This is a genomic window from Psychrobacillus sp. (genome assembly GCF_056205495.1).
On record NZ_JBAEAP010000353.1, the window covers coordinates 1 to 19,970 of the forward strand.

At 36.6% G+C, this 19,970-nt stretch carries 20 protein-coding genes; 15 read left to right on the forward strand and 5 right to left on the reverse strand.

Translation table 11 applies throughout. From position 1 onward, the window contains the following. The 5 genes from AC06OU_RS10545 to AC06OU_RS10565 all read left to right on the forward strand — a co-directional run. The coding region (locus AC06OU_RS10545; protein ID WP_475855651.1) for a DUF418 domain-containing protein at positions 1–814 on the forward strand (814 nt) is incomplete at its 5' end. A 13-nt stretch (positions 815–827) separates the two neighbouring features. After that, positions 828–1,928, forward strand: coding sequence for a sensor histidine kinase (locus AC06OU_RS10550; protein WP_475855652.1), 1,101 nt, complete (start codon positions 828–830; stop codon positions 1,926–1,928). Further along, complete coding sequence (locus AC06OU_RS10555; RefSeq protein WP_475855654.1) at positions 1,928–2,536, forward strand: response regulator; 609 nt, start codon at positions 1,928–1,930, stop codon at positions 2,534–2,536. Before AC06OU_RS10550 ends, AC06OU_RS10555 begins: the two co-directional genes overlap by 1 nt. A gap of 90 nt (positions 2,537–2,626) precedes the next feature. After that, on the forward strand, positions 2,627–3,373 hold the full coding sequence (locus AC06OU_RS10560) for an alpha/beta hydrolase (protein WP_475855656.1): 747 nt from the start codon (positions 2,627–2,629) through the stop codon (positions 3,371–3,373). A 158-nt stretch (positions 3,374–3,531) separates the two neighbouring features. Continuing rightward, positions 3,532–3,747, forward strand: a complete 216-nt coding sequence (locus AC06OU_RS10565; protein ID WP_475855658.1) for a hypothetical protein — start codon at positions 3,532–3,534, stop codon at positions 3,745–3,747. Positions 3,748–4,104: 357 nt separating this feature from the next. Here AC06OU_RS10565 and AC06OU_RS10570 read toward each other — a convergent pair whose 3' ends face one another. Next, positions 4,105–4,281 (reverse strand): hypothetical protein, encoded by a 177-nt coding sequence (locus AC06OU_RS10570; protein ID WP_475855659.1) that lies wholly within the window; start codon positions 4,279–4,281, stop codon positions 4,105–4,107. A 201-nt stretch (positions 4,282–4,482) separates the two neighbouring features. Between AC06OU_RS10570 and dnaN the strand changes: the two genes are divergently transcribed. Then, positions 4,483–5,613, forward strand: a complete 1,131-nt coding sequence (gene dnaN, locus AC06OU_RS10575) for a DNA polymerase III subunit beta (RefSeq protein WP_475855661.1) — start codon at positions 4,483–4,485, stop codon at positions 5,611–5,613. Positions 5,614–5,738: 125 nt separating this feature from the next. Here the strand turns inward: dnaN and rpsD are convergent, their stop codons facing one another. Next, positions 5,739–6,341: a 30S ribosomal protein S4 gene (rpsD, locus tag AC06OU_RS10580; protein WP_251557215.1), complete on the reverse strand. Its 603-nt coding sequence runs from the start codon at positions 6,339–6,341 to the stop codon at positions 5,739–5,741. Between the two features lie 369 nt (positions 6,342–6,710). Between rpsD and AC06OU_RS10585 the strand changes: the two genes are divergently transcribed. Both AC06OU_RS10585 and megL read left to right on the forward strand, forming a co-directional pair. Further along, the gene (locus AC06OU_RS10585) at positions 6,711–8,570 is read left to right on the forward strand and encodes a sensor domain-containing diguanylate cyclase (RefSeq protein WP_475855663.1); all 1,860 of its coding nucleotides are present in this window, start codon (positions 6,711–6,713) and stop codon (positions 8,568–8,570) included. Between the two features lie 75 nt (positions 8,571–8,645). Beyond that, positions 8,646–9,833, forward strand: coding sequence for a methionine gamma-lyase (gene megL / locus AC06OU_RS10590; RefSeq protein WP_475855665.1), 1,188 nt, complete (start codon positions 8,646–8,648; stop codon positions 9,831–9,833). Between the two features lie 64 nt (positions 9,834–9,897). Here megL and AC06OU_RS10595 read toward each other — a convergent pair whose 3' ends face one another. Together AC06OU_RS10595 and hisJ are read right to left on the reverse strand one after the other, a co-directional pair. Then, positions 9,898–10,377, reverse strand: a complete 480-nt coding sequence (locus AC06OU_RS10595) for a GAF domain-containing protein (protein WP_169360928.1) — start codon at positions 10,375–10,377, stop codon at positions 9,898–9,900. Between the two features lie 14 nt (positions 10,378–10,391). After that, positions 10,392–11,189 carry a histidinol-phosphatase HisJ gene (gene hisJ, locus AC06OU_RS10600; protein WP_475855668.1) on the reverse strand — a complete coding sequence of 266 codons (798 nt, stop codon included), beginning with the start codon at positions 11,187–11,189 and terminating at the stop codon, positions 10,392–10,394. 156 nt (positions 11,190–11,345) lie between these two features. Between hisJ and ezrA the strand changes: the two genes are divergently transcribed. From ezrA to rarD, 7 genes are all read left to right on the forward strand, one after another. Further along, entirely contained in the window at positions 11,346–13,046 is a 1,701-nt protein-coding gene (gene ezrA, locus AC06OU_RS10605) for a septation ring formation regulator EzrA (protein ID WP_475855670.1), read from the forward strand. An 85-nt stretch (positions 13,047–13,131) separates the two neighbouring features. Next, positions 13,132–14,265 (forward strand): cysteine desulfurase family protein, encoded by a 1,134-nt coding sequence (locus tag AC06OU_RS10610; protein ID WP_475855672.1) that lies wholly within the window; start codon positions 13,132–13,134, stop codon positions 14,263–14,265. Positions 14,266–14,270: 5 nt separating this feature from the next. Continuing rightward, complete coding sequence (gene thiI, locus AC06OU_RS10615) at positions 14,271–15,473, forward strand: tRNA uracil 4-sulfurtransferase ThiI (RefSeq protein WP_475855674.1); 1,203 nt, start codon at positions 14,271–14,273, stop codon at positions 15,471–15,473. An 82-nt stretch (positions 15,474–15,555) separates the two neighbouring features. After that, positions 15,556–15,759 (forward strand): alpha/beta-type small acid-soluble spore protein, encoded by a 204-nt coding sequence (locus tag AC06OU_RS10620; protein ID WP_169360933.1) that lies wholly within the window; start codon positions 15,556–15,558, stop codon positions 15,757–15,759. A gap of 164 nt (positions 15,760–15,923) precedes the next feature. Beyond that, positions 15,924–17,504 carry an acyl-CoA synthetase MbcS gene (mbcS, locus tag AC06OU_RS10625; protein ID WP_475855676.1) on the forward strand — a complete coding sequence of 527 codons (1,581 nt, stop codon included), beginning with the start codon at positions 15,924–15,926 and terminating at the stop codon, positions 17,502–17,504. Positions 17,505–18,004: 500 nt separating this feature from the next. Next, positions 18,005–18,562 carry a 2'-5' RNA ligase family protein gene (locus AC06OU_RS10630; RefSeq protein WP_298473277.1) on the forward strand — a complete coding sequence of 186 codons (558 nt, stop codon included), beginning with the start codon at positions 18,005–18,007 and terminating at the stop codon, positions 18,560–18,562. Positions 18,563–18,679: 117 nt separating this feature from the next. Then, positions 18,680–19,588 carry an EamA family transporter RarD gene (gene rarD / locus AC06OU_RS10635; protein ID WP_475855678.1) on the forward strand — a complete coding sequence of 303 codons (909 nt, stop codon included), beginning with the start codon at positions 18,680–18,682 and terminating at the stop codon, positions 19,586–19,588. Between the two features lie 7 nt (positions 19,589–19,595). Here rarD and AC06OU_RS10640 read toward each other — a convergent pair. Continuing rightward, positions 19,596–19,970, reverse strand: a 375-nt coding sequence (locus AC06OU_RS10640) for an NAD kinase (protein WP_475855680.1), incomplete at its 5' end; no start/stop codon positions are given.

The following is a 19,970-nucleotide window of genomic DNA, read 5'->3' on the forward strand; positions in this document are numbered from 1 at the left end:
AGGGTTTATTCATTTTATGCTCGTAATGGAATATGACATCTTGATGAGCTATGCCATCACCGGTTTAATTGTAGCTTTTATTTTAAGACGGGGAGATTCCTTTATGAAAAAAATAATGATTGGAGTCGGAAGTTTTCATGCAGTCATTATTCTATTAATCTTAGTAGCAGCTCTAGTGGGGTCATTAAACATGTCATTGGGTACTTATGAGGGAGCGGCACTCTATGAAAGTGGTACATGGCTCGAGCAGGTTAAAATCCGTTTGGTCAATTTTATTTATTATAGATTAGAAGTGATTTTAATCGTACCAATGAATATATGCTTGTTTTTACTAGGAGTATTTCTTATGCGATCTGGTACTTTTTCTAAAACAGAGATTGGTAAAAAGAAGCGTAAAAAACTATTTAAATTAGGTATGTATATAGGTGTTCCATTAAATCTACTTATATTTATACCAGGTGGTGCATTTGATTTGCCTGTTCGTTATTTATTTGCACCCATTATGTCTCTTGGCTATATAGGATTATTTGGTATATTAGTAGAATATAGAAAGATAGAGTGGCTTTGGTCTCGATTAGAAGAAGTCGGGAAAATGTCACTAAGCTGCTACGTCTCACAGAACCTTTTAGCTTCTATTATATTTTATGGCTGGGGTCTAGGATTAGGTGGGAAAATAGGTAGCTTTACTATAGTCGCTATATGGCTCTGCATTACTTTATTTCAATTCTTATTTGCCTATGTTTGTATACGGACATTGCAGACTGGACCATTGGAGTGGCTTAGGAGAAGAGCTGTAGCAGCTGTCTCCAAATAATTAGTGAATAGAGGTGACAAATATAAAATTTTATCCCGAAGATCAGGCGAAGAAATATTTAATCATAGATGTAGCCTCTATTATCTTTCTTTTTACTGTTGTCATGCTATCAGATTCAGTCTTACACATTGGCGTAAAGCTTATATTTCTATTAATGATTGTTAGTTCTTTTTATATTTCATTGTGGCATAAGGACTGGCGACTTCTATGTGCTGTAATGGTAGGTTACTCCTCTCTAATCGTATTAAGCTTTTTCGAGGGCACGGTAATTATTACTTTTGGTTTTTTGTTTGCGGATTTGCTGGGGAGAGCTAAGTTTAAATTTCACATTGGACTAGGGATAGTAGGAATTGCCTCCTTGTTTTTCCTTTTTCTTTGGAAGGAGCAGCTTTCCGATAAAGATTTTGCAGTATTATTGGCGCTAATGATTATTCAGCTTGCTCTTCCAATATTACGGTATTTTCTTTTAAAAACTACCAGCTTACAAACAAAATTAAATGAAGTAAATAAACAGCTAGTCCAACAAGAGGAGAGACAGCGTATTGCTAGAGATCTACATGATACAATTGGCCATACTTTAACGATTATTAAGCTGAAGACAGAGCTTGCTTCTAAATTAGTAGGCACGGAACAAGCTAAGGTTAAGAGTGAGTTAGACGATATTTTAGCAACTACAAGAACTGCTATGAAGCAAGTAAGTGAACTGGTGACGGATATGAAATTTATATCTCTCGAAAGTGAGCTAGAACGTTCGGAACAAATATTAAAGTCTGCGGGGATTACTCTGAAACTTAATAATAATTTTAAACAACTACTATCGAGTGTTGAGGAAACGATGATCTCACTTTGTGTTAGAGAGGCGACAACAAACATACTTCGACATAGTCAGGCGAAATGTTGTGAAATCTATACAGAGTTTAAAGATAAGGTGTTCTACGTACATATCAAGGACGATGGAATTGGTTTAGAGGTGAAGAGATTTGGAAATGGTTTAGTCTCGATGAAGGAGCGGATGCATTCTTTACAAGGCGACGTACTTGTAAAAGAGGGTTCCTCTGGAGGCACTATAATAACAATCACATTACCAATTCATTCGTATAAGGAGGATACATAGTGATAAGAGTAGTAATTGCTGAGGATCAAAAAATGCTACTAGGTGCATTTTCTTCTTTACTATCCTTTGAAGCAGATATAGAAGTTGTTGGAGAGGCACAAGATGGTCAAAGAGCCTGGGAGCTAATTGTGAAGGAAACTCCTGATGTCTGTATTTTAGATATTGAAATGCCACATATGACGGGACTGGAGCTCGCTCGAAAAATACAAGAGGAGCAGATTCCGAGTAAAGTTATGATTGTCACTACTTTTTCACGGGTGGGATATTTACAAAAAGCGATTGACAGTAATGTAACTGGTTATTTACTGAAGGACGAGCCGATTGATCTGTTAATAGAGTCTATTCGAAAGGTGGCTGCTGGGGAGAGGGTTGTGAGCAGAGATTTAGCAGCCACTCTTTTCATGAAAGTAGAGAATCCCCTGAATGACCGAGAAAGGGACGTCCTCCGTCTTGTTAGGGAAGGGTTAACTACTTCAGAAATCACAAAACGATTATTCTTAACCAAGGGTACTGTCCGTAATTATTTATCCTCGTCTATCCAAAAGCTTCACGTGGAAAGTAGACAACAAGCAGTAAACAAAGCAAATGAAAATGGTTGGCTTGAATAAAATAGAGTTTAAATGAGATAGAAATGTGGTAGAGGAATAATGGTGTGAAATGTCGTTAAGTAAGTAAAAACGTAGAAGGGGGATGGGATCGTGAATTATGAGGTGCTAGAGGGTGCAGAGGAATTTTTCTACGAGGGAAATCATGTAGGGGTGTTAGTGATACATGGATTTACAGGATCCACTCAAAGTATGCATTATTTAGGGGAAAGGTTTGCCGAAGCTGGTTTTACGGTTTTTGGACCAAGACTCACCGGCCATGGAACAGCACCAGAGGATATGGAGCGTGCAAGCTATGAGGATTGGATGAAAGACGTAGAAAAAGGATTGACCAAGCTTCAGGAAACATGCTCAGACATATTTGTTTGTGGACTATCAATGGGTGGTACGCTTACTTTATACTTGGCTGAAAACTACCCTGAAATTAAAGGCATTATGCCGATTAATGCTGCCGTCTATATGCCGGACATGATTGAAAATTATGAAACCCTTTCTCAAAGTGAGACTCGATTTGTAGAGGGAATTGGTTCTGACATTAAGCAGGCAGGGATAAAGGAGTTAGCTTACCCAAGAACACCAGTTAAATCTATGTCGGATATCATTCTACTATCTAGGCTAGTACGTGATAATCTGTCTAAAATTACTGCACCTGCTCTAATATTTAAATCTACAGAGGATCATGTAGTTCCACCAGAGAATTCCTTTCAAATATATGAAGCAATTTCCTCTGTTGGGAAGGAAATTGTGGAGTTAGAAAATAGCTACCATGTTGCTACGTTAGACGCCGATAAGGAGCTAATCGCAGATAGAAGTATACAGTTTATAAATGCAAGAATATAACTTGCTAGTCTCGGAGCCATTGGTTTCGAGACTTTTTTCATTTAGGCAGATTAAAAATAAGTTAGATTAAATGATTTTAAATCTCCAATACAACCATTTAAAGGTATTAATATCCACTTTATGGTCAATAATTTATTGTAATTGGAGGGGATGTATATATGCTATTAGATGAAAAAGAAATTTATTGCTATAAATGCCGTAAAAAAACCTTATTTACATGTAGAGATCTGCGTAATAACAAAGGTGTCGAAAGCCATTGCAGCGAGTGTCCGACCTTTTGGTTTGAATGGCAAAACAAAGCGGTAGAGCGAGAAATGAAGAAATGGGTAGTTTATAATGAAGGGCTATTAAATAGTAACACATTAAATATATAGCAAAATGAAGATTACTCAGATGAGTGATCTTCATTTTTTTTTGTTATTTGTGTAGTTAGAAATTTTCGTAAGTTCTACGATTTGGTAAAGTAGTTGTTTTCCGTTGCGGCGAACGCTTTCCGCGGGCACGGCTTCAGCCGCTTCCCTCGCTGTGCTCAGTCCAGGGTCTTCAGCCCGCGCTATTCCCGCAGGAGTCGTCGCCTCCTCTCCCAACAATAAGAATGGGGAGGGGAGATGTCTTACTAGAAATAATGGAATTTTAAAATAGAGACTATGCTAGAAAAGTTGATCTACGCTACGAGGTGACTTTCCGAGCACACGTTATGTGACACTTCCACTGATTTAAGTGTAATTGAGTTATTCACCATTTGAATATCTATTATCTCCCATCGTATGATTAGAGCTTTCCCCTGGTTTTACATTTGGATTTATTGGACTCTGGTTATTGTTATTAATTTTCTTATTTCTCCTATCAACTAGGAGAGCAAAAGCGATAATAATAAAAAGAATAAGAAGAACTATTAACCAAATCATATTTACCCCTCCTTTGTTTAAAAGAAAATAATTTTATCCACTAACTGTGACATTCGTTTAAGCGTAACATTTCATCAACAATACCACCTTATGTAACACAAAGACATTTATTAATAAAAGGATAAAAAAGTACAAGGGAGGGATTGGGAAGGAGTTTGTCGAATTAGGAATACTTATGATTAAAACGAGGTGGACCTTTAGATGGAATTTATAATTGATAATGATTTTTTTAGTAAAGCAATTTCAGATGTTAATAGAGCCGTGACTTTCAAAACACCTTTTCCTATTCTTACAGGCATTAAGATTACTGCTGACAAAAATAGCTTAACGCTAGTTGGAAGTAATTCTGATATTGTTATTGAGAAAATTATCCCTTTGATGAATGATGGAGTAAAAGTGCTGGAAGTTTATAGACTAGGGAGTGTTGTAGTATCAGCAAAATACTTAAGTGAAATTGTTAAGAAGCTACCTGGAAAAATACATATAAAAGTAGATGAAAAACAAGTAGTAACCATTCAATCCGATGACATTGTAACGAAATTATACGGCTTTCATGCAGATGATTACCCTAGTCTCCCTAAAATCGATGAGGACAAATATATTAAAATTCCAAGTGTTGATTTACTGGAAATTATTAAACAAACTCTTTTTGCGGTTTCAAAGAGTGAGTCTAGGCCTGTTTTAACAGGAGTGAATATGTCGTTTAAGGATCAGCGATTAAAGTGTGTAGCAACCAATTCCCAACGTTTGGCTTTAAGAGATATTGAAATAAATTCAAATATAGAAGGGTCTTTTAACGTACCAGGAACAAGTTTGAATGAACTAGCCAAAATACTAAGTAATGAAGATAGTGTAATACATATTTTTATATCAGACCGGTATATGACATTTAAAACAAATACAATCTCTCTTTTTTCTAGGTTGATCGATGGCAATTATCCTAATGTCAGCAGATTGTTCCCAAGTAATTCGAACACTATCATTACTCTTAATACCAATCAGCTATTAAAGGGGATAGATAGAGCTTGCCTTTTTGCAAGCGAATGGAAGAATAACAATGTTCATCTTGAAATAATGAATGGTGCAAAAATAAAAATTTCCTCTAACTCGTCAGAGATAGGAAGAATTGAAGAAACCTTACCCATTAAGGCGATTACTGGTGAGACAAGCTTAAATATTTCGCTTGATGGTAGTTTTTTAATGGATGCTTTAAAAGCTATAAAGGAAGAAGAGGTTAAAATACGTTTTACTGGCTCCATGAGACCGATCATAATGGAACCAATCGGCAATATTTCTTATTTTCATCTGATTTCACCTGTACGTACATACTAAGATGTTAAAAAGTTCGATGTTCCCTCTTTGGATATATAGAGAGGGATAAACATAAGAAAAAACCCTAGGAAGGTTGAATTAACAACATTCCTAGGGTTTTGCTTGTCGGTTACTAAGCGACAGAATTAACGAGAGTAGAACTCAACGATTAGAGATTCGTTGATATCAGCTGATAATTCGCTACGCTCTGGAAGGCGAACGAAAGTACCAACTTTGTTGTCTGCGTCAAATGTAAGGTATTCTGGTACGAAGTTATTAACTTCCATAGATTCGTTTACAACATCTAGGTTTTGAGATTTTTCACGAAGTGAAATTTCTTGACCTGGTTTTAAACGGTATGAAGGAATATCAACGCGTTTACCATCAACCATGATATGACCATGGTTAACTAATTGACGTGCTCCACGACGAGTGCGAGCAAGACCTAAACGGTATACAATGTTATCAAGGCGAGTTTCAAGAAGGATCATGAAGTTTTCACCATGTTTACCTTGCATTTTACCAGCTTTATCAAACAAAGTACGGAATTGACGTTCGTTAACACCATAAGTGTGACGAAGTTTTTGTTTTTCTTGTAATTGAAGACCGTACTCAGTTAATTTTTTACGTTGGTTAGGACCGTGTTGTCCTGGTGCGTATGGGCGTTTTTCTAATTCTTTACCAGTACCACTTAGTGAGATACCAAGACGACGTGATAATTTCCATGCTGGACCTGTATAGCGAGCCATGAATGACTCCTCCTTTGTATTGGTTTTATTTTGTTGTAAAATAAGAACCAGATGCATTCAGACTAGCAGCCATTTCGTTTTCATGTATCATCGCCCTAGCAGCCGAGGGTTACGGGATACACCATCTATTTAAATAGAGGAACAAAATGAACAATCTAATCCATACAACTGCTGCATTTATTTTACACAAAGACTATTGTATCTCGTGCACTGTTGAAAGTCAATCATATACATTAGTTAATTAATATTATAGCTATTTTGGGAAATTGAATATATTGACAAAACGGAAATTTTATAGTCAAATTGAATTATAAGGGTATTGGGATAAAAGTATCATAACTTCTCTCCGAAAGCTAAGAGGTGTAATAGATGGCAAACGATATAGACTTAACAAAATTTAAAGGCAGAGTTTTTGACTTATGGACCGATTATACTTTCAGTCAAGACAGTGAGATTAATTGGTTTGAAGAACTCAAAGTATTGTTGGCTGAGTTTTTTGATGTTAGGTTTGCCACCTATTATAAACAGGATGCCCATACTTTCATTCAACTGAATTGGAATCATTCACTCATTAAAAAAAGAGAAGCCATTAGATGGATCGAAATAGAAGGTTTCTTCTATGAAAAAGACTATGCAGAGATTCCTTTTATAAGAAAAGGAGAAAAACAGTGTGGTGAAGTTTCTATTTTGTTTAGAAGTGAGGATCATGAGATTCTTGGGATGTTAGTAATGGAAGCAACAGAGAAATGGGAAAAATTCGCGAAGACATCTGAAGTAAATGAATTTATACTAATCATTAGCAAATTAGTAAGAATGGTTAGAAAGTCTATCTTCTTAACAGAACAGGAGCACCAATACAGAAATCTTTTTAACGTGACAAAAATGTTCCATTCTACACTTGAGGTAGATCAAATCTTAAAAGGCACATTATTGGCTGTTCAGGATGCTTTTCCTGACTTTGACAATACATTGATTCTCTCTAACGATCAAGATCGTAAAACTTCTGTTCCATATAAACTATTTGATTATACCTCGGAGAGACCTAGTACTGTTGAAGCGTACGTATCCGGAGAAATAACTTCAGATTTAGTAGAAAATTCGCGGATGAAACTATTAAATATACCAATTAAGGGGAAGCAGGGGATCTACGGTATCCTACAAGTATCAACCCCGATGGATTATCTGTTTTCAATCAGGCAGAAGGAATTTATGAAGATGCTTGCTGCTACTGCTGGAAACGCCCTAGAAAATGCTAAGTTGTTTATTCAGTCTCACCGTTTAGTTGGTGACTTACAATTAATCAATGAGACGACTCATAAATTAAATATGAATTTATCGCAAGAAGACATGGTTATATTCTTAAAAAATCAACTAATGAAATCATTTCAGCCAGAGCATGTTTGTTTTGTATTTATAGAGGATGACGAATACTCGATAAGTGTAGCAAGCTCGGATTATTTTTACACATTAGAAGGTCAAATGTATATTCAACATGTAGGAAACCAATTTAAAAAGCTTAAGGATTCACTGTTTGTGGCTGACTTCAATCGACTAAGTAATGCGAACGTTGCATATCGATCTCTTGTGGCAATTCCTTTAAGAGAACAAGAAAATATTACTGGGTTTAGCATAGTATTGCACAGCGATCCATACTATTTTTCCTTCGATAGCTTCAAATTAATGCAATCCTTAATACAGCATTCCTCCTTGGCCCTTACTAATTCCGCGCTGCGCAATAAATTACAAGAAATGGTTGATCGTGACCACCTGACCAATCTCTATGCAAGAAGCTATTTAGATAGATACGTAGAGGAGTCTATGATTAATGATACTAGTGGGATCTTCGTACTAATGGATATCGATAACTTTAAACAAGTGAATGACACTCATGGACATCAGGTAGGAGACAGTATTCTTAAACAAATTGCGACGGTTATTGATAAAAAAGTAGAACAAGTAGGAATAGGTGCAAGATGGGGTGGAGAAGAGCTGGCTCTATATTTTCCCCAGATGTCTGTGGAGGAAGGTGAAAGAATTTGTGCCGACCTCTTAGAGATAATCCCTATTTATACAAATCCAGGGGTGACCGTTTCTGTTGGTTTATCTGGGTGGAGTAAAAGAGGGGATGCAGACTTTCATAATTTGTTTCATCATGCAGATATTGCATTATATGAAGCGAAAAATAATGGAAAAAACCAACTATGTATTTATGAGGTAACTTGTCATTAAGATGAGTTGCCTTTTCTTTTTTTAGAAATATGTGTACACTATATTTGAAAGCGTTTACAAAAGGGGTGCACGATTTTGGGAAAATCATCAATGGAAAAAGAAACATCACTTATTCATCAAGGATACGCCACAGAGGACCATCGTGACAGTTTAGCGGTTCCACTCTATCAAACTTCTACATTTGCATTTGAAAATGCAGAGCAAGGTGCGAAACGGTTTGCAGGAGAGGAAGCCGGAGGGATCTATTCCCGATTAGGTAATCCGACTGTTCAAGTGCTAGAGCAAAGAATGGCAGCGATAGAAAATGGAGAGGGTGCGCTTGCTTTTGGGTCGGGGATGGCCGCAGTAAGTACAATCCTAGTATATTTGACTAAAGCAGGTGACCATATCTTATGCACAAGAGGAATTTATGGTTGTACATTTGGGTTACTGAACATAATGGAGGAAAAATATAATATTTCGCATAGCTTGGAAAAGTTGTCAACCGAAGAAGAAATTGAGGCAGCTATTAAACCAAATACGACATGTATTTATGTGGAAACACCGATTAATCCAACGATGGAAATCGTAGATATCGCATTAATCGTCAAAATTGCACAGAAACACAATATTCCGGTAGTGGTGGATAACACTTTCTGTTCTCCATATCTACAAAATCCGTTAGACTTAGGAGCAAACTTCGTACTGCATAGTGCAACGAAGTATATTAACGGTCATGGAGATGTTATAGCAGGAATTCTAGTAGGTAAGGAAAAAGAACAAATGGACATAATTCGTTCGACTGTTCAGAAGGACTTTGGCGGCATCATATCACCATTTGATGCGTGGCTGTTGATTAGAGGGTTAAAAACGTTACATGTCAGAATGGATAGACATTCTAGTAACGCAGAAAAAGTATTTACATTTTTAGAGTCCCATCCTTCTATTGAGTCCATTTATTATCCTTTCGATAAAAAAAATCCTCAATATGAGGTAGCAAAAAGGCAAATGAAAAACGGGGGAGGACTAATTTCATTTGCTGTTAAGGGTGGTAAGGAAAAAGCCCAGCAGCTTATGAATGCTCTTTCGCTCATTAAAATTGCAGTAAGCCTGGGGGATGCCGAGACACTAATCCAACATCCAGCAACTATGACCCACTCTGTAGTACCTAGCAAAGAGAGAATTGCTATGGGTATAACCGATGGATTACTAAGGCTGTCAGTTGGTCTCGAGAGCACAGAAGATATTATTAGAGATTTAGAGCAAGCCTTGGATAAATTATAAAAAAACGAAAGAGGATGAAATGACAGAAGTCATCACATCCTCTTTCAATCTAGTTAACTAGAAGTTATATATGCTTAATAAGGACCTCTACGAACTGTTCTAGTCCTTTTCCATCCTCAGCAGTAAATCGATCTTTTATAGGGCTATCAATATCTAAAACTCCGAGAAGTTTACCCTCTCTTACAATAGGAACAACAATTTCAGATTGCGAAGCGGCATCACAAGCTATATGACCAGGAAAAGCATGAACATCAGGTACGATAATTGTTTCCTGTGTTTCCGCTGCTGTACCACACACACCTTTACCAAGTGAAATACGAACACAAGCAGGTAGACCTTGGAATGGTCCAAGCACAAGTCCACCATCCTCGACTAGGTAAAACCCAACCCAATTAATTTTGTCGAAGAACTGGTTTAAAAGAGCAGAGGCGTTACTTAAGTTGGCAATGGCATTAGTTTCGCCCTCTAAAAGAGCATCTAGCTGTTTACACAATAATGAATAGCTAGCGGACAAGTCAGTTGAATAGTTAGTTGTTTGAAACATATACATTCTCCAATCTACAAGATATTATTAAAACATTTATAATACTGGTGTAAATCTTTTGCTTGGTGCGCATCTGACCCAAAAACTATAGGTACACCTAATTCCTTTGCCAGAGAAATATAGGGAATTGGAGGATAGCTCTCTTTGCAAAAAGGCTTAGCAAAGCCTGCACTATTTGCATCTAACTCTAACAATCTATTCCTCATTTCTACTAATATACCTAAGATGTCTTCATGATCATCAACAATTTCAGAAAGTGCATGCTGAAACTTATGTACAAGGGTAATATGTCCAATCCGTTTTGGCTTATATATTCCTAAGTCGCTCGTTATTGAATCCATCAACGTTTTGTAATACAATTTATAGACAGACATAGGACTACCAAGTTTTTCGACGAATCTCAGGTAAACTTCCTTAGAATAATCGATACATACATATTGATTTTGATCGTGTAAAAAATGTACGGATAGAATAGAATCGTCTAAATAACTTCCATAGTTGTTTAAAAACTCCGTAGTTTCTGATTCAAAACCTGCAATATAATCAATCTCTAAGCCTGTAGATATAACAATATCTCGTTTATACTGTTTTTTCAACTGATTTAGTTCCGTTATATAGGCCTCTAAGCGATGAAAATCCATACCACTATCTTTATCTGGCGTGGGATCTTTAAAGCTGGAAGGCAACGGAGCATGCTCGGTAAAAGTGATTTCTTGAAAACCATTTAGAATAGCCTTCTCAATATACTGGTTAAAACTATCCAGTGTTCCATGAGGACAGTAAGGGGTATGTATATGTCCATCTTTTTTCATAGTAGCTGGGCTCCTTTAGAAGAAAGTAAAATTATTTTTTAACATTTCTTAGGTTTATTCTTATTTAATGAAACAATAACATAAAAAGCATGGTAATATATATAGTAAGATACAATTCGCACTTTTTGATTTTGGAACAGGAACAGGGGGCTTACGATGAGGTATATCATCCCAGCAGTCATTGTACTTTTAGTAATTGCAATCATTGCATTTATCATACGAAAAAAACACCAAACAGAAATTGCTCGCTTAGAGCATGAAAAGCACCAAATTCAAAACAAGCCTATTTTAGAGGAAATGACTAAAGTTAAACAGCTAAATATGAATGGGCAAACAGAAGAAATGTTTGAAAGATGGCGCAATAATTGGACCGAAGTAATGGATGTACATATGCCTAAGATTGACGTTCTTTTGTTTGATGCGGAAGAATATGTAGATAAGTTCCTTTTTATGAAGGCCACCAAAATCGAGAAAGAACTTCAAACTTTAATTTCTACTTGTGATGAGAAAATGTCAGGTATTATCAAAGAGTTAGAGGAACTAATCGGCAGCGAGGAAAAAAACCGCATAGAAATAGAACAGCTTAAGGACCAACATCGTTCAGCAAGAAAAACATTGTTAGCCCATCAATATTCTTTTGGAGAAGCAGCTCCTGCTCTTGAGGCTAAATTAGAATCCTTCTTACCACTCTTTGAGGAATTTAACCAGCTAACGGATACTGGAAACTACTTAAGCGCTAGAGAAATAGTGATCAACATACAAGATGAAGGACAAAAGTTCTTTCCTAAAATACATGAAATTCCAACTTTACTTACTGAGATTCAGCATAAAATCCCTGCTACGATACATGAGCTACGAAACGGTCAAAAGGAAATGGAAGCTAGTTCTTATTACTTGCAGCATTTAGAAATGACTAAAAAGCTAGATGATTTAGAAGCAGAGCTTGCAGAGTTAAAGACATCCATTATTAGTCTAGATGTTGCTAAGCCATTGATTCGTGTGGGAGAGATAAAAGAAGAAATTGAAACGTTCTATGATCTATTGGAAAAAGAAGTCATAGCTAAAAAGTACGTGGATAGCTATAAGGACCAGACAGCTATTCGTTTGAGAGAAGTAACTACAGCTACTAGAGCGATTAATGAAGAAGCGACATATGTACAGCAAAGTTATCGTTTACCTGAAAAAGAAGCTGAAATACCACAGAGTTGTCTAAAAGAGCTAGAGGAGCTAGATAAGAAATTTAGCATGCTTGCTCTCCGAGTAGAGGAAGAGAAATCCGCTTATTCAAGTCTTCAGGAAGAACTGAACGAAATTGCGGAAGAGATTGATCGATTATACGAAGAGCAGGATCGCTTCGCAAACCGTTTAAAAAATCTTCGCATCGACGAAAACAAAGCTCGAGAAAAGCTGGATGACTTAAAAATATTATTGCATGATACGGATCGTATGATTCAAAAAGCCAATATTCCAGGTATCCCAGAAGAAATGGATGTCCGATTAGAAGAAGCGGAAGAGCATATTTATGTTGCTATGCAAAGCTTGCAGGAAGTTCCTTTAAATATGACATTGGTCGATGGTTATTTGGAAAAGGCAGAGGCATGCATGGAAGATGTACATCATAAAGCAAAAGAAATGTTAGAAAATGTAGAGCTAACTGAAAAAATTATTCAGTATGGAAATCGTTATCGTGCGTCGCATCCAAATGTTCATGCACGTTTACTCGAAGCAGAGGAAGCATTCAGACAATTGCGCTATGCTAAGGCATTGGAAGATGCGGCAACTGCAGTAGAAGAAGTGGAACCAGGAGCTTTAAAGAAAATCGAAATGATGATTAAAGAAGCAGCTTGGCGTACATAACATGGTATCTTAAAAACAGATAGAAATGTAGACCACCTCACTACTTGTGATGGTGGTCTTTTTCCTAAGAAGGAGAGAGAATACTTTGATTTATTTGGATAATAGCGCAACAACAAAAGTATTACCGGAAATAATGGATACTTTTGTAGCTGTGAACGAAAAATATTGGGCAAATCCATCCTCTATACATGAATTTGGTCATAAAACGAACCAGTTATTACAATCAGCGCGAGAACAAATAGCAGAAATTCTGCACACTGCCAGTGCTAAAATATACTTTACGTCTGGTGGCACCGAGTCAAATAATTTAGCGATATTTGGACTTGCAAACAAATATAAATTTAGAGGAAAGCACGTACTTATTTCTCAAATTGAACACCCTTCTATTATAGAAGCTGCTAAACAATTGGTTGATATGGGTTTTGAGGTGGAATGGATTCCGGTCGATGCTAGCGGAACAATAGACTTAAATGAGTTTTCCAAACTAATTCGCACAGAAACGATGCTAGTGAGTGTTATGCATGTTAATAATGAAACGGGTGCTGTGCAACCACTTAAAGCATTGAGCACAATTGTGAGAAAAGAAAGTAAGGCAGTCATCCATGTCGATGCAGTACAAAGCTTTGGTAAATTATCGATAGACTTTAAACGGTATGATATAGATGCAATAACTATTTCTTCTCATAAAATTCACGGCATAAAAGGCTCCGGTTTACTTGCACTTTCAAAAACAAGGGAAATAGAGCCTATATTGTTCGGTGGAGGACAAGAATCAGGTATTAGAAGTGGCACAACTCCAGTTCCATTGGCAGTAAGCACAGCAAAGGCAATGAGAATTGCTAGTACGAGCTTGGAAAAAAATTCAACACACATGAAAAATCTTACTGACGAGCTTGTTCAGTTTCTCCATGGCTTTGAACGTATTAAAATGATTTCTCCAGAGAATCGTGCTCCCCATATCGTTACTTTTTCTGTGCGAAAAATCAAGGGAGAGGTTATAATCAATGCATTGCAAAAAAGAGATGTCATTGTCTCTACTAGTAGTGCTTGTTCTTCTAGACAAACAAAAACAAGCCACGTGTTAAAGGCGATGCATATATCAGATGACTATATAAAGGGTGTTATCCGTTTAAGTATCAGTCCTCTAACGACCGAGGAAGAAATAGAGACATTTAAAAAAATATTCACCGAAGTGATGAATGTTATAAAAGGAGATTAAATGCAATGAAATGGGAGAAAATTTTAGTTAGGTACGGAGAACTTTCAACTAAGGGTAAGAACAGAAAACAGTTTATTAATCATTTACGAAATAATATTAAGTTTTCCTTTGTGGACTTACCAAATATAAAGGTACATGCTGAGCGAGATCGCATGTTTTTAACTTCTACGGATGATGAAGAAATCCAAGAGCTAATCAAACGGTTACCTAAAATTTTTGGTATTCAATCGTTTAGTCCGGTAGCTTCTTGTTCACAAGATATAGAAGATATTAAAAAAACAGCTTTAGAGATTATGGAAAGTCTTGAGACGGAAGATAAAACATTCCGAGTGACAGTAAAACGTACTGACAAGCGCTTTCCAATGGATACGTATGAACTACAAACTACTATCGCTAGCCATGTGTTAAGACAATATCCAGCCTTGAAGGTTCAAATGAAAAAACCTGAAATCGATTTACGTATCGAAGTCTTGACCGATGCTGTATATATGATGGCTCAAGTAATTCCTGGTGCAGGTGGAATGCCATTAGGATCTAATGGTCGTTCCTTATTAATGCTGTCAGGTGGAATTGATAGTCCTGTAGCTGGTTATATGCTAATGAAGCGTGGCGTAAGATTAGATGCGATTCATTTTCATAGTCCGCCATTTACAAGTGAACGATCAAAAGAAAAGGTAATGGATCTTGCCAATCAGTTAAGCCATTTTGGATCAACTGTGCGTCTTCATGTCATACCTTTCACTGATATACAACAAAGTATTCAGGCTCAAATTCCCGAAAATGTTTCGATGACTACGACTAGAAGAATTATGATGAAAATTGCAGATCTAGTTCGCGAAGAAATTGGAGCACTAGGAATTGTGACTGGTGAAAGCTTAGGCCAAGTAGCTAGCCAAACGCTTGAAAGCTTAACAGCTATAAATGCAGTGACATCTACACCTATTTTTAGACCGTTAATATCAATGGATAAACTAGATATTATAGATATTGCCCGGGAAATCGGGACTTATGACACATCAATTCTTCCTTATGAGGATTGCTGTACTATTTTCACACCTTCTTGTCCAAAGACTAAACCGAAGCTAGAGAAAGTGGAATACTATGAAAGCTTTAAGGATTTTGATGAATTGATAAAAGAAGCAGTTGAAAATAGAGAGACGATTTCATTCCCAAAGAAAAAAGAAAATGCTTTTGAAGATCTATTGTAAAAAATAGCAAAATATACCTCATATCTTGTGTACATAAAAAGAATGAAATCGACCATTCTAATTTCACAAGGAGGTGATTACAATGTCTTCAAACAACAACAGCAACCAACTTTTAGTTCCTGGTGTAAAGCAAGCTCTTGATCAAATGAAATATGAAATCGCTCAAGAATTTGGTGTAAATCTTGGAGCAGATGCATCAGCGCGTGCCAACGGATCCGTAGGCGGAGAAATTACTAAGCGTTTAGTGCAAAAAGCTCAACAACAAATGAACGGTTCAAACAGCTAATCATATAAAAAAGAAGTCGGCAGGAAACTGCCGGCTTTTTCCTATTTTATGCATCAATTTTCATGGTACATATATTACAAAATTTCTAAAAATTAAATTTATTATATAAAAAATTGGAAAAATCCCCTATACTTTATATTAGAACAAGAAGGGGGAAATGATTCATGAACAAAATGGATTTAATCGCACCATCACACTATAACCTAGTAAGCGAGTTCGAAAAGTATAGTAAGGATGAAAGTAGGTTAGCTCTTATTTGGGAATCTGATAAAGGGGAAAAGAAACAAATCACCTATAAAAATTTACTCCTCCGAGCAAATAAAATTGCCAATTTATTTACGAGCAAAGGCCTTAAAAAAGGCGATGTCGTTCTTATTATGGTACCTAGACTTATTGAAGCATATGAAGTATATATTGCAGCGTTAAAAGCAGGATTAGTTGTAATCCCAAGCTCCGAGATGCTCAGAGCTAAGGATATTGAATATCGATTAACCCATAGTGAAGCAAAAGCAATCATAGCTTTTGAACCGTTCCTATCCCAATATGACGATGTAAACAATTTAGATAACAAACTACTATTTGTCATTGGACAAAGTCAAAATCAATGGATATCTCTTACAGATGAAATGGAAAAGGAAAGCGACGATTTTTCTACAATTGAAACCTTAAAAGATGACATGGCTTTCTTATCTTATACAAGTGGAACAACCGGTAATCCTAAGGGTGTTGTACATACACACGGTTGGGCTTTTGCGCACCTACGGACATCAGCTCCCAACTGGTTAGGGATTGAAGATGGTGACGTTGTATGGGCTACAGCAAGTCCAGGCTGGCAGAAATGGATCTGGAGTCCTTTCTTAGCTACGCTTGGAAGCGGTGCAACAGGATACGTTTATAACGGCAAATTCGATGCAAAAGTATATCTACGTAATATCCAAGAACAACAGGTAAATGTTCTATGTTGCACGCCTACGGAATACCGAATCATGGCAAAGGTAGATGGGTTAGCGGATTATAATTTATCTAGTCTCCATAGTGCTGTTTCTGCTGGTGAGCCATTGAATAGAGAGGTTATAGAAACGTTTGGAAAATTATTTGACCTAGAAGTGAGAGACGGATATGGCCAAACCGAAAATACATTGCTAGTCGGTACGATGAAAGGGATGGAGGCTAAGCCAGGCTCTATGGGTAAACCTACTCCTGGAAACAAAGTAGAAATCGTTAACGACCAAGGAGAGCCATGTGACGTAGAAGAAGTAGGAGACATTGCTGTTCATGTAGAAACTCCTGCATTGTTTAAGGAATATTTAAAAGATCCAGAAAGAACCTCCATGCAGTTTAGAGGAGATTATTATATTACCGGAGACAGAGCTCGAAAAGACGAGGACGGTTATTTCTGGTTTGAAGGTAGAGGTGACGATATAATCATTAGCTCTGGATATACCATTGGACCGTTCGAGGTTGAGGACGCTTTAACAAAGCATCCACTAGTACAAGAATGTGCAGTCATCGGTAGTCCAGATGAAATAAGAGGGACTATTGTTAAAGCATTTGTGGTGCTACGAGATCCTTCGCTGCAAGTATCGGATGAGTTAGTTAAGGAGCTTCAAGACCACGTGAAAGCGCTAACTGCACCTTACAAGTACCCTAGAGAAATAGAATTTATATCTGAGCTTCCAAAGACAACCTCTGGGAAAATTAGAAGAATTGAGCTTAGACAAAAGGAATTGTTAAAGACTAAATAGAGGTTTGACTATTAATGAAGGAAAATTTAATAGAAAAAATAAAAAGCCTCGAAATTTTACGACCTGGTAAATTTTTCGGGGCTTCTATTTAAATTCCGGTAGTTGTTTTCCGCTCCAGCGTACGCTTTCCGGGGGCACGGCTTCAATCTCCTCGTCGCTTTGCTCCTGCGGGGCTTTCAGCTCGCGCTGTTCCCCCAGGAGTCGCCGCCTCCTCTCCAAACAACTAGAATGGGGAGGTCTCTTACAAGAGATAAGCTAGCTTTAAAAAGTAGTGAATACGTGAAATCAAGTTTATTGATTTCACGTTTTTAATTTATTACCTAGTTATGCCCTAGCTACTTTTTAAAATTTTCACCATTCATATTATTGCTTGGAGTATTAAAGTAAATGGGCTTGAAGATAGAGTTTATTGTTTATTTACAACTTCCATGAATATCAATCTGGAAGGCTAAAAATATTCAGTTAAAATTATTTGAGCTGAAAAAAAGGGGTGTAGAAGAATGAAAGTAGAGTATTTTATAGGAATTGTCCCTCCAGAAGAATATATAAATCGGATTAAGCAGTTTCAACGTAAATGGATGAACAAATTAGGTGTTGAACCTCATATAACTTTGAAAGCACAAGGAGGATTAACTCCAGATAAGAAGTGGATAGACAAAGTACAGAGAGTATGTGACAATTTCAAGCCTTTTCAAGTTTCAATAAATAAACCAAAGTATTTTGGAGATAACATTTTATATTTGAGCATAAACTCAAGTAATCTACACGATTTACATCAAAAAATAGTACAAGAAATTTCACCCTCAGAATACTTAATAAAAAAGTACTTTGAACTTAATGCATTTGTTCCACACTTAACATTGGGGAAAGAATACTTCGATGGAAGCATATCTACTGGACTGTCAAAAAAAGAATTAAAAGAAATGGAACAATTAGCAAATATAGAATTGACGCCTTATCCTAATTTTGAAGTGAAATTTATTAGAATTTATGAACTGAATATTGAAGAGCAAAGATATGAAAAATATTTAGATGTTCCTTTAAGTAAGGGATCGTAAATCTGAGGTCTGTGAATTATACCTTCAAATACTTCTCCAGACATTTACTTTAGTAAGATAAAGTAATATAATGATTTTATTATTTCGAGTGTCAAAGTATGTAAAGAAGGTGTCATTTTGAACGCAGAAGAAAAGCAAGGAATTATTGTAGTTGTGTTAGCATATGCTTGGTGGGGGTTCATGCCTATCTATTGGAAGCTCCTCGATCATGTTGCCAGTGGTGAAATATTATCTGGAAGAGTAATCTGGTCATTTGTTTTCACATTGTTGTTAGTACTGCTAGGTCGAAAATTTTCTGTTTTAAGAGAAGACCTAAAAAATTTATGGAAGGACAAAAAGTCATTTTGGAGTCTTGTTTTAGCCTCCTATTTAGTGACAGGTAACTGGTTTTTATACATATTTGCAGTAAATGAAGGTTATATAGTACAAGCAAGCCTCGGGTATTATATCAACCCATTACTATCGGTTCTACTTGGCATAATCTTTTTAAAGGAAAAGCTTTCTTTGGCGCAAAAGATTTCCGTTCTAATAGCCGCTACAGGGGTAGTCTTACTAACAATCTCCTACGGAGTGGTTCCATGGATTGCCATGTTATTAGCAAGCACCTTTGCATTTTATGGGTTGATCAAGAAAAGAATCACAATCGATCCTTTAAGAGGGCTGACAATTGAGACATTATTTGTACTCCCTGTTGCATTAGCTTACTTTAGCTACCTGGTTGTATCAGATCAAGCAGTATTTTTCTCAAGTAATATCACGACAACTATACTCCTTGTACTTACTGGAGTCGCTACTGCCGTACCGCTTGTGCTTTTTGCAAAGGGAACAAAAACGATGCCTCTATATATGTCAGGTTTTATTCAATATATAGCACCAACACTAATGTTATTAATTGGTATCTTTGTTTACGGTGAGAAATTTAGCAAAATAGAATTTATTTCATTTTCATTCATATGGGCAGCTCTATTACTATTTACTTTTTCAAAAATAATCGAATTAAGAAGAAAGAAAATGTTAATAGTATAAGTAGGAATTATAGGAACGAACGTTTTACCTTATCCCAATAGCTATTATTTTTTAATTTAACCGTCTTTACTACCTTATCGCTTAAGGAAAGGGCCACAGTATCTACATGCTGAATACTTAGCGCCTCGTTATCTGTACTCATGGATGGATAATCGTTCCAATCCTGTTGAAGGCGAAGTTCAAGTGTTCGATCGCTGCTTAATATGAAGGGAGACCCAAGAGTTCGGTATTCATTACTATTCATGGATGCAATCTCTGCAACTTGGATGCAGCGTAAGAGTGGATCTACGACAGCTCCGTTTAATGACTTATTATAGGCGGAGCTTCCAGTCGGCGTGGAAATAACCATTCCATCCCCACGAAAGGTTTCAAAATGCTTGTG